This window comes from Thermostichus sp. OS-CIW-31 (assembly GCF_054060305.1).
Map to the genome: position 1 here is coordinate 1 of NZ_JBSSDA010000037.1, position 10,756 is coordinate 10,756.

Genomic DNA, 10,756 nt, shown 5'->3' on the forward strand with positions numbered 1-10,756 from the left:
GGCGGAGCCCCAATGAAGGCGATGATAAAGCAGGTGGTGGCAGTCAGGAGGGTGGGAATCATCAGCACCCCAAACCAGCCAATGTAAAGGCGGTTGTCGGTGGAGGTGACCCACTCGCAGAACTGCTCCCACACGTTGCTGGTTGAGCGACGTTGGATAACAGTAGTCATGAGAACAAACTTCCCTAAGGAAGCGCGAAGATTGACAACCTAAACTTAAAACATCCGTTAAGTTTCGTCAACTACCTGCCTCAAAAATGAGGAGGGGATCCCTTTCTCTATCGGCTGCCCCTCGGCAGAAAGAGGGCTTCTAAGGCCTGGCCGAGAGTCGGTTCCATCACCACCCGGTCTTCGTAGGCAGCAATCACCCGGGTGAGCTGAGGCAAGCGGCCCTGTTCTGCTTCGATGTAAAGGGGCTGAACATAGAGCAAAGAAGTCTCGATAGGAATGACCAGCAGCGTGCCCAGGTTCACCCGCGACCCATGCTGGTTCCAGAGGGAAATTTGCTCGGAGATTAAGGGATCCTGATTGACCCGTGCTTCCACCTGTTCCGGGCCATAGATGAGCCGTTGCTTGGAAAACTCGTACACCAGGAGCTTGCCGTAGTTTTCCCCGTCGCAGCGGGCCGCTATCCAAGCCACCATGTTCTGCTTGTTAACAGGGGCATAGGGGGAGAGGAGGACGAACTCAGGAGTGTGGTTTGCAACCCCTTGGGGATCCCTCGGCAAGGTGAGAATGAGATACTGCGGCTGCATGGGAATGCGCCGTCGATTGCGGAACTGGCCGGGGATCTGCCATTGATCCTCGCGGTTGTAGAAGAGGCGGGGATCCGTCATGTGGTAGGTGGCAAACTGCTGCGCTTGCAGGCGGAAGAGGTCTTGGGGATAGCGGATGTGTTGCCGCAGCGGCTCCGGCATTGCCTCCAGAGGCTTGAAGAGGGTGGGGTAGATGCGGGCGTAGGCTTGGATGAGGGGATCCCGAGGGTCGGCAATGTACCAATCGATGCTGCCGTTGTAGGCGTCCATCACCGCCTTGACCGAGTTGCGGATGTAGTTGAAGGGAAAGCCGGGCAGGTGCTCCGAGTAGGGGTAGCGGCTGCTGGTGGTATAGGCATCGAAAAACCAGTAGAGCTTGCCGCCTTGAATGACCAGGTAGGGATCCCGGTCGTAGAGCAAAAAGGGCATCACCCGACGGATGCGCTCGCGGATTTGGCGGCGATAGAGAAAGCGGGTGGCAGAAGACAGCTCGCGGCTGAGAAGGATGCGCAGATCGCCAAAATGCCAGGCGTAGAGAAACCGCTGCCAGAGGTGGGGAATGGGCACGCCACCGCTGCCCCGGTAGCTGCTGTACACATAGCGCTCTGCTGCAGGGTAGTCCAATTCCCGCGCCTCAGCGCCCACGAAAACATCGGTGGTAGTCAGCTCGCCATAGTAGAGGGCCGGCTGCTCCACCCGCAAGACGGAGGCCACCTCAGGGTAGCGAGGAGAAACCCGCGGCGGGATATCCGACAGGAAAAAGTCCGGCAGGCCTTCAGGGGTCACCACATTCACCGGGCTGAGGGTGAGGCCATAGCCGTGGGTGTAGAAAAACCGCCGGTTAACCCAGGTTTGGGCGGCGGGGGGCACCTGGGCAAAGTCCAGCTCGCGGGCGGCATGCATGACTTGGCGCAATTCTCCCCCGATGCGGTAGCGATCCACATTCACATAGGGGAATTGATAGTAGGGGCGGATTTCTTGCAGTTGTCGATAGGTGGCCAATAGAGGCTCCGCATCCCAGAGGCGCACGTTGCTCAGGGTGGATTGATTCTGCTGCAGGATCTCCCAGGTCAGGGATCCCCCTTCCGGGAAGGGTTGGACTTCGACATCGGCCAGGCCAAAGCCAGCACGGGTAAAACGGATGTTGTCCTCGATGTAGGGGCGCTCCAGCTCCAGCTCGTTGGGGGTGACCAAGAAGGTCTGCACCAGTTGGGGATAAAGTTGGGTGGTTAGCAGCCCAAACCCCAGGTAGGCCCCCCAGAGGATGGCCGGCGCCAGGAGAGAGCTGGCCCAGGAAGGGCACCAGGACTTGAGGAAAGGAAGGTTGAGGCGGATCCCTTGGCGGGCCAAAACCCAGAACCCCACTGCCGTCAAGCCCGCCACCCCGCTCATCAAGGTCGTGGCCGGCAGAGTTGCATGCACATCGGCAAAACCGGCCCCAAACACAACGCCGCGGGTGGAATAGAGCAGCTCGTAGCGATCCAGCCAATGGCCCCAAGCCCGAATGAGAAACAGGGATCCCCCCAAGATCAGCAAGTGCCGCTGGGCATAGAGAGAAAGGGCCAAGGTCAGCCGTTGCTCGGAAAGCCCCAGCTCTACCAAGTAGATGAGGACAACGGCAATCAAGGTGAGCAGCACCAGGTTGAAGCACCACTGCTGCAGCGTCTCCCAGAAAGGCAGGCTGAAGAGAAAAAAACTGAGATCGCGGTTGAAAATGGGATCCGACTCCCCGACGGGCCCCTGGTTCAGCCAGAGCAACAGCGTGAACCAGTGATTGGAAAGAGACCAAGCAAAGAAAACACTCAAACCTGTGGCAATCGCCCAGGCCCCGGTCAAGGTTGCCCCCCGCCAGCAGGAGCAGATGTTGGATCCCGTCACCGCCAGGGCAAAGAGGAAAGCGCCCAGGCCCAGCCCCCAGCGGGCAATCACCCGCGTCCACAGCACCGGCAGGGCATTCAGCTCGGCAAACCAGGCCAGATCTACGTAGAAAGCCGCCAAGCCCGTGATGGCCAGGATCCCCAGCCCCACCCCCAGCAGCAGAAACAATCCTCGCCGCAACCTCTGCATCGCCTCAGGATCCTCGGCTCAAAGCTGTTCTTGGTCGCGTCAGCGGTGCAGTTTCCCTTCGCCCGAGCGTTGCGGAACAACACAGGGTGCCGTAGGCATAGCCCTGTTCTAGCTGTTGCACCGCCTGCACCAAGCCTGCCGGCCCGCCGTCCACCCGCACCACCGGGATCCCCACCTGGGCCTGCACCTCTTGCCAGGTCAGATCGTCCAAAAAGCGCTCCCCATCCTTAAGGGCAATCTGAGGTAGCAGCAGCCCATCGTAGGCCGCCAAGTTTTCAACCGATTTCAAGGCATTCAAGACATCTTGGCCCGTCAGCAGCCCGGTTACCGTCAGGCTTTGTCCCCAAAATTGGCTGGCAATAGGCAAAAGATCCAACTGCAGCCCGCGGATGCGGTTCATCTGCTCCACCACAGGCTGGAAGGCTTGCTCTACGGCATTGCCCACCACCCACAGAACCTTGAGGGGAGAAGGGAGCTCAGGCGGCAGTTTGAGCTGCTCGAACTGGCTGAGGAAAAGCCGCAGGGATCCCACGCCATTCCCCAGTTGGGGGTAATCTTCATAGTGCTCTGCCGGTGGCAGTTCCCGCCCGGCCAGCAGATACCACTCATCGGCCAGCCAGGCAAAGGTGGATCCCAATGTTTGCCGAAACCCGACCTGCAAAGTTTCCACCTGCTGGATCACTTCTCGGGCCTTGGCCGCATCGACAGGAACCAGCTCATCACCAGGGGGGCGAAAGCGCGTCAACCCCACCGGCACCACTGCTGCCGAGAGGACGGTGGGGATCCCGTCTACGGGCCGGCGAAAGGCGGCCAAATCGAGGAGTGTGCGGGTGAGGTGATCCCCATCGTTCCAGCCTGGGCAGACCACCACCTGTGCGTGCAGTTGCAAGCGATGCTGGCGAAACCAGGCCAACTGCTCCAAAATCAGGCCAGCCCGCGGGTTTTTGAGCAAGCGGCTGCGCAGCTCCGGGTCGGTAGCATGCACTGACACGTAGAGGGGAGAAAGGCGCAGGCGAGCGATGCGCTCCCATTCGGCAGCAGGCAAGTTGGTGAGGGTGAGGTAGCTGCCGTAGAGAAAGCTGAGGCGGTAGTCGTCGTCCTTGAGGTGCAGCGTTGCCCGCATTTCCGGAGGTTGTTGGTCGATGAAGCAAAAGGGGCAAGCGTTGGCGCACTGGATCAGGCCATCGAACAGGGCTGTCTCAAACTCTAGCCCCAGATCCTCGTCGATTCCCTTCTCCAGCTCAACTGTGCGCGGGATCCCTTGGCTGTCCAAGATCTCCAGGCTTACATACTCCTCGGCGATCAGGAAGCGGTAGTCGATGAGATCGCGGGGGCGCTCGCCGTTGATGCTGACCAGGGCCTCTCCAGGTCGAATGCCTGCTTCTGCTGCCAGGGATCCCGGCAAAACAGCACTGATGCGGGCAGGCTTGAGGCTAGTACGAGACATAAGATTGACTCATAATCAGATGTGCTATTCGCGTTGGCAGGGCGGAGTCCTGGATCGGGACAGCGTTGTGTAGCAAGAACGAGGCTCGGTTGCGTTGCCAGAAGAGCTCACTGCAAACAGCGAAGAATGGCTGCCTCCAGCTCGGTTTGGCTGAGATCCGTCACCACAAACACCTCCTGCACGCTGCTTCCCTTGCGGGCCACCAGCTTGTACCCGCCCCGGATCGGCACCGAAACCCGCAACTGCAACTGGGGGATCCGCCCGCGACTGCAGGACAGAGCGCCCGGCGTCACGGTCTTGATGCCGGCCTGCCGGGTCAGGCGTTCCAAAACAGGGATCAACCCTGAGATATGGGTAGAGTGGTTCCAAACCAGACGACCAGAAGGCTCAGACATGGCGGCCAAAGTGAGGAGAGGATGGGATCCCTATCCTATTCCTCCACAAATACCTGCTGCTCGTTGTGGAAAACTGGATGTCCAAAATGCCTGAAGATTCCCCGCCTGCGGTCGTGGCTCTGATCTTGGCCGGGGGCAACAGCCGCCGCATGGGATCCGACAAAGCCCTGGTGCTTTGGGATGGGATCCCCCTGCTGCGACGGGTGGCTCAGGTGGCAGCAGCCTGCGCCGACGCGGTTTACATCCTCACCCCCTGGCCGGAGCGCTATGCGTCGGTGGTGGATCCCGGTTGGCATCTCTGGCGGGAAAACGTTCCCCCCCTGGTCGGGCAAGACCCACGTGGTCGGGACAGCATTGCGGAGCAACACCGAGGCCCGCTGCTGGCCTTTCAAGAGGGGATCCGGCGGCTACAAACCTTGGCTGCTCCCCCGGAGTGGATCCTGCTGCTGGCCTGCGATCTGCCCTGCTTGCAGGAGCAGGTTCTTGGGGATTGGCGACAGCGCCTTGCCACCCTGCCCCCTCAGACGGTGGCCGCCCTGCCCAAAAGTCAGCGGGGCTGGGAGCCCCTGTGTGGCTTCTATCGCCTGGCGCAGCTAGGTTCTCTGGAGAGTTTCTTGCAGGCAGGAGGAAGATCCTTTCAGGGCTGGTTGTCCCAGGTGCCAACAGCCATCCTGCCCCTGACCGTTCTCGACAGCGGGACGGAGTCCCTTGAGAGGATGCTCACCAATTGCAACACCCCTGCAGATCTGCAGCTGGGGGGAAACCTGGGTAGGGGGTGATCCCTGGGATCGGCAAAGGGAGGGATCCCCTCATGTCACAATGGGTAAAGATTTGCTCGGTTTCTTATCTCGGCGCCGTGCTTACTTCCCTTTACTACCGCGAGATCCCTTGCCCCGATAGTGCTCAAGTGCTGCGCTGGCTACAGGAGTGTATCCCCCTGCCCCAAGGCAGCCAGAAGGTTCTTACCCCCACGGGCCTGCGCCTACAGGGATCCGGCGCTGAGCTGGCCCTTTTCTTGTGGTCGGGGCTGAACACCACCTATCTCAAGGTGTTCCAGTGGTCGGAGCAGCCCTTCCCCCGCCAAGCTCGCTGGCTGAGAGAGCTGGAACAGGCCATCCAAAGCCAATTTCCCCACCGCTACCCGCAGTTGCCCCAGATCGATCTGAACCGGGGATCCATCTTCGATCAGCTTGAGCCTTTCTACCCGCAAACGGTGAAGTATTTTCGGCGGATCCCCAATGGAGAATTTGACCTGCAGCGGGTGTACTGGTGGGAAAAGCGCTGGCGGGAAGAAGTGCAACATTGCCACGCAGCCCACCGCCCTGCTCAGCCAGTATTGTTTCGCCAGCCTGCCCCTGAGCCGGCCCCGGTGGAGTGGGATCTGGCCATCGTGGGGGGAGCGCTGGGAGCCCTCTATGGAGCGGCCATGGCCCGCTTGGGCTACCGCGTGGCCTTGGTGGAGCGGCTTCCTTTTGGCCGCATGAACCGCGAGTGGAACATCTCCCGGCGGGAGCTGCAAACCCTGGTGGATTTGGGCCTTCTGAGCGCCGAGCAGATGGAGAGCTTGATCCTGCGGGAATATACAGATGGGTTCAACAAGTTTTTTGACGGCAATAGCCCGGTTCGCGCCCCTGTCCTGCACACGCCCACGGTACTCAATCTGGCCATTGATGCCGAAAAACTCCTGCAGCTTTGTGGCCAGATCCTCACTTCCTGTGGGGGAGCCATCTACGAGCGCACCGAGTTCCAGCGGGCCTACATTGGCGAACAAGGCGTCACGCTGGTTTTGAAGGATTTGCCCACCGGCGAGGAGTTTCGGCTGGGATCCCGCCTTGTGGTGGATGCTATGGGAACAGTCTCTCCCATTGCCCAGCAGCTTTACCGCCATCGGGCTTTTGATAGCGTCTGCCCCACGGTGGGGGCTACCATTGCGGGGGGGTTTGAGCCAGGGGTATGGGATCCCCAGTTTGGGGACATTCTGGCCAGCCACGGGGACATCAGCCGCGGTCGGCAACTCATTTGGGAGCTGTTCCCCGGCCCAGGCGAAGATCTTACCTTTTATCTGTTCCACTACCACCAGGTGCATCCGGAAAACCCCGGATCCCTGCTGGAACTGTACGAAGATTTTTTCACTATTCTGCCGGAATACCGCCGCTGCGACCCGGAGCGCTTGCAGTGGAAAAAAGCGACCTTCGGCTATATCCCCGGACGATTTGGCCAGCCCCGGCACCCTGTTCGCGGCAGCGGGGCGGAGTCCTCGGAACCCTTTGACCGGGTGCTGCTCATTGGGGATGCGGCGGCTATGCAATCGCCCCTTAGCTTTACCGGCTTTGGATCCCTGGTGCGCAACTGCCCCCGCCTGTGCGATCTGCTGGATACGGCGCTGCGCCACGACCTGCTCAGGGCTGCAGACTTAGCCCAGATCCGGGCCTACCAGGGCAACTCCGCCGTCACCTGGCTCTTCTCGCGGGGGATGATGGTGCCCACCGGCAAGGTGCTGCCCCCCGAGCGCATCAATGCCACTCTCAACAGCTTTTTCGGCATTCTCGCCACCGAGCCGCCGGAGGTGGTGGACGATTTCATCAAAGACCGGGCTGGCTGGCTGGCCTTTAACCGCATGGCCATCAAAGCTGCCCTGCAAAACCCACGGCTGCTGCTGTGGATCTGGGAGGCCGTAGGGGCCAAAGGCTTTGCCCAGTGGCTACCCACCTACCTCAGCTATACCGGCCTGGCCTTGACCTCTGCTTTGTTCAGGGGCTGGCTTCCAAATCTGCTGCGTCGCCTGCAGCCCTGGCTAGAAGCGCGTTACCCCCGCCTGTGGCTGCGCTGCCTGCAGTGGAGCTACACCCTCACGTATGGGGTAGGGCAGCCGCGCATCCAGTTTCAACTCCCCCCCACTCAAGAAAAGGCCCAAGACGCAATACCGACTTGGGTAGAGGAGAGGGCTTGAGCTGGTGGCGCGGTTGGAGAATGCGGCCACGCCAGTTTTTTGATGCCTGTGCTTTTGCTTGCCTCAAGTCACAATCTTCAATGTCTGCTTCAATGTCTGCAGAAAAGGCAGGTGACAATACAGCCTGTTCACAAACTGGGGGATACAAAAATCGTGTTTACGAGGCTTGACCCCAACGAGGTTTAAAACAAGCAGGTTTATAGTCATTTTAAACAGGACTGAAAGATTCTGTTGTATTGCTTCCTAACTCCCCTCTCCCTTTGGGAGAGGGGTTGGGGGTGAGGGATGACTCCCTCTGGGAGAGGGGCTGGGGGTGGTCGCGGCAGCGGCGCGGAACGCTTGGGGAGTGTCTCAATTAGCCTAGAATGACCATACAACCGTATCCCGTGGTCCCTTAGTGGGCTGTAGTTGTGTAGCTAAAGCCAATTAGCAAAAGATCCCATTGGATGCTAGCAGTCCTCACTTGTGTTTGCTAGCAGCTTTACCTCTTATCTGCACAGATTTCTGCACAGATTATTTACACAGAGCTGAACGAGGGAGTGCCCATCAGGCAAAGCCTTCCTCTGTGGCGCAAAAGTATTTCGCCACGCAGGGATCTGCCTGTCCTTTGCCTTGGCATTTTGCCCAAGTTGAGTATAATCAATACCTAACATCCAGGATCAGATCGAGGATAGTTGGGAAAGGATCCCAACCTTGATTTGGTTTTGAGACTGCTAGCCCCCTTTTTAGAATCTTTCGCAAAAAACTCTGTAGGACTGAGCCCAGTCGCGTCAGCGTTGCGGAGCAACATGGTTTACACCTTCGAGATCATCGGCATCGCCCCTGCTCTACAGTTCTTTCATCAGCAACAGAAGCTGGCCCAGCGGCCCTGTGGGGTGGAATACCTGGGTACCAGCTCCTGCACCCTCGATGCGTTGCTGGGATCCCTGGAGGAAGTGCCGGCCCGGCGCGGCTGGGACTTGGATCAGTTGGTCGACGCTGTTATCCGCTTTTGGTGCAGCAACCCCGATTTGGTCAGTATGTGGCGCTCTCGTTTTCGCGATGCCGGGCGAGATGCGCTGTTGGTCTCGCGAGTGGGGCATATTCAATCACTGCGGCAGGAATTTGAATGGCTGCTGAAGCAGTAGGTGCCGAGCGCCACTCTCGCCACCTGGGTGGGAGAATGTGCGGTTAGCAGGTAGGCTAAGGGCAGAACTAATTTGTGAGCACCCATGAGCGACACAGTTTTCGGCAAGATTATTCGCAGGGAGATCCCTGCACAAATCGTTTACGAAGACGATAGAGCCCTGGCCTTCAAAGATATTGCCCCCCAAGCCCCTGTCCACATTTTGGTGGTGCCCAAAGAGCCCATCCCCGGCATTTCCCAGGCCAAGCCCGAACATGAGGCATTGCTGGGACATCTCCTGCTGACCGCTCAGCGGGTGGCTGCCGAGGCAGGTTTAAATAAAGGCTACCGATTGGTGATCAACGAAGGAGAAGACGGCGGGCAAACCGTCTTTCATCTCCACATTCACGTTCTGGGCGGTCGGGGGATGGGCTGGCCCCCAGGTTGAGCGATGGTTTTTCCCACCCATTGGAGCCTCTGCAGGTACAATCCTGTCATTACTGAGGATAAACGGCGGGCGGGGTCTGGGATCGATGGAGTGGCACGTAACCGATGCAGAGAGTTTGATGATCATCGACCAGGAGGTGGGCAAGCACGAGCTTTCTCCTGCTGAGTATGAGGTGGTTCGTCGGGTTATTTATGCTACTGCCGACTTTGAGTACTTGAACCTCATCCGTTTTGGTAACGAAGCCTTACAGGCTGGGGCGGCGGCCTTGGCAGCGCGTACCACCATTGTGGTCGATGAGCCGATGGTACAGGTGGGCATTGCCTGGGCTGTTCAGAACACCTTTTCCAACCCCATCTACTGCGGCAGCGAAGCGATTACCCGTCCCCAAAGGGACAAGACCCGCTCCGCTTGGGGCTTGGAAACCCTGGCCCAACGCTACCCTGAGGCGATCTTTGTGATTGGCCAATCCCAGACTGCCCTCTCCACCTTGGTGCAGCTGATTAGAAAGAAGGAGGTGGCCCCTGCTCTGGTCATCGCCACGCCGGCTGGGTTTGTGAACGTGGTGCAAGCCAAGCAGGAGCTAGCCGATTCCATGGTGCCCCACATCCGCACTGAGGGACGCAAAGGAGGCCCGGCAGTGGCTGCAGCGGTGTTGGATGGCCTGCTGGACTTGGCTTGGCACGCCTATGTACGGGTCAGCAGCGCAGACTATCCTGTCAAATCCGCCGTTTCTTGACATGCTCCTTGCTCTACTGGCTGGCTAAGCCAAGGCAAACTGCGCAGCGGTAGAGCAGGGCTTTAGACCCCATTTCTAGAGTAGGTCTGCTGATCTGATCGAGATCACTCAACTGGGGGGATCCCGAGCACCCGGCCTTCAAGTCGGCATCGGCAAGATGGGAGCTGTGCTCTCAGTCCTGCCCTTGAAAAATGGCCTGAGAGACGACTGGTTGGGCCTATGGAGGGATCTTCCCATGCGGTGTGCCATCTTCTTTTGCTGGCTTGCCTGGGTTTTTGCGCCGGGGGCTTGGGCACAAGCTGAGCCATGTCCGGCGGTTGCCCTTCTGCCCTCTTCACTGCAGTTGTCAGAGGTGTCAGCACCTGCCTCTGCCCTCTCGACAACCCAGATGGACAAGGCAGGGATCCAAGTCAGCCCCTACCAGCGCTGGCGACAGAGGTATGCCCCCTCAGATCCCCTCTCTTCGGGTTTGGGCAGCGTCCCTTATCGGCCAGCCCAGCAGGGATCCCAAAGGATTCAACAGGGAACAGAGGGGCTGCCCTTAGGGCCTGCGACCCGCCAAGGGGAACAGCTGGAGCAGATCGGGATCCGCCTGGGAGAAGACAGCCCTTTTTTCCTACATCCCGATGGCTTGGTCTATCGGCAGTCCTATTGAATTTGTGAGTCTGTTCGCTACAGGGATCCCAGCTTCCCCAGGGAGAAGGGCTGAGAGTGAGAAATTATCTCTCACTTCTCTCTTCTCACTGCTCACTATCAGTATTAGGTTGTGTTGATCTTTCATTTGAGCCAAAAGAGAGCACTGACGAGATAGAGAAAACTCAAGAAGTTCCTGGCCAATTTGTCAAAACGAGAAA

9 protein-coding genes and 1 pseudogene are annotated in these 10,756 nt (G+C 59.0%); 6 read left to right on the top strand and 4 right to left on the bottom strand.

Features of this window, described 5'->3' with window-relative positions:
• From ACVWY9_RS13845 to ACVWY9_RS13860, 4 genes and pseudogenes are all read right to left on the bottom strand, one after another.
• Positions 1 to 170, bottom strand: a pseudogene (locus tag ACVWY9_RS13845) (photosystem II q(b) protein); the annotation flags it as partial.
• Positions 171 to 277: 107 nt separating this feature from the next.
• Positions 278 to 2,821, bottom strand: a complete 2,544-nt coding sequence (locus ACVWY9_RS13850) for a UPF0182 family membrane protein (protein WP_457388993.1) — start codon at positions 2,819 to 2,821, stop codon at positions 278 to 280.
• 4 nt (positions 2,822 to 2,825) lie between these two features.
• Positions 2,826 to 4,268: a TIGR03279 family radical SAM protein gene (locus ACVWY9_RS13855; protein ID WP_457388995.1), complete on the bottom strand. Its 1,443-nt coding sequence runs from the start codon at positions 4,266 to 4,268 to the stop codon at positions 2,826 to 2,828.
• A gap of 107 nt (positions 4,269 to 4,375) precedes the next feature.
• The gene (locus tag ACVWY9_RS13860; RefSeq protein WP_414373940.1) at positions 4,376 to 4,663 is read right to left on the bottom strand and encodes a DUF2103 domain-containing protein; all 288 of its coding nucleotides are present in this window, start codon (positions 4,661 to 4,663) and stop codon (positions 4,376 to 4,378) included.
• 77 nt (positions 4,664 to 4,740) lie between these two features.
• On the opposite strand from ACVWY9_RS13860, the gene ACVWY9_RS13865 reads away from it, so the two are divergent.
• The 6 genes from ACVWY9_RS13865 (at position 4,741) to ACVWY9_RS13890 (ending at position 10,557) form a co-directional block, all read left to right on the top strand.
• Complete coding sequence (locus ACVWY9_RS13865; protein ID WP_457388997.1) at positions 4,741 to 5,442, top strand: molybdenum cofactor guanylyltransferase; 702 nt, start codon at positions 4,741 to 4,743, stop codon at positions 5,440 to 5,442.
• A gap of 77 nt (positions 5,443 to 5,519) precedes the next feature.
• Positions 5,520 to 7,613 carry an FAD-dependent oxidoreductase gene (locus tag ACVWY9_RS13870; RefSeq protein ID WP_457388999.1) on the top strand — a complete coding sequence of 698 codons (2,094 nt, stop codon included), beginning with the start codon at positions 5,520 to 5,522 and terminating at the stop codon, positions 7,611 to 7,613.
• Positions 7,614 to 8,401: 788 nt separating this feature from the next.
• Complete coding sequence (locus tag ACVWY9_RS13875) at positions 8,402 to 8,740, top strand: hypothetical protein (protein ID WP_414373935.1); 339 nt, start codon at positions 8,402 to 8,404, stop codon at positions 8,738 to 8,740.
• A gap of 84 nt (positions 8,741 to 8,824) precedes the next feature.
• Entirely contained in the window at positions 8,825 to 9,166 is a 342-nt protein-coding gene (locus tag ACVWY9_RS13880; RefSeq protein WP_011432043.1) for a histidine triad nucleotide-binding protein, read from the top strand.
• 85 nt (positions 9,167 to 9,251) lie between these two features.
• Positions 9,252 to 9,902 carry a precorrin-8X methylmutase gene (locus ACVWY9_RS13885; protein WP_457389001.1) on the top strand — a complete coding sequence of 217 codons (651 nt, stop codon included), beginning with the start codon at positions 9,252 to 9,254 and terminating at the stop codon, positions 9,900 to 9,902.
• Between the two features lie 235 nt (positions 9,903 to 10,137).
• A complete protein-coding gene (locus ACVWY9_RS13890; RefSeq protein ID WP_457389003.1) occupies positions 10,138 to 10,557 on the top strand; it encodes a hypothetical protein in 420 nt (139 codons plus the stop codon).
• Positions 10,558 to 10,756 lie beyond the last annotated feature (199 nt).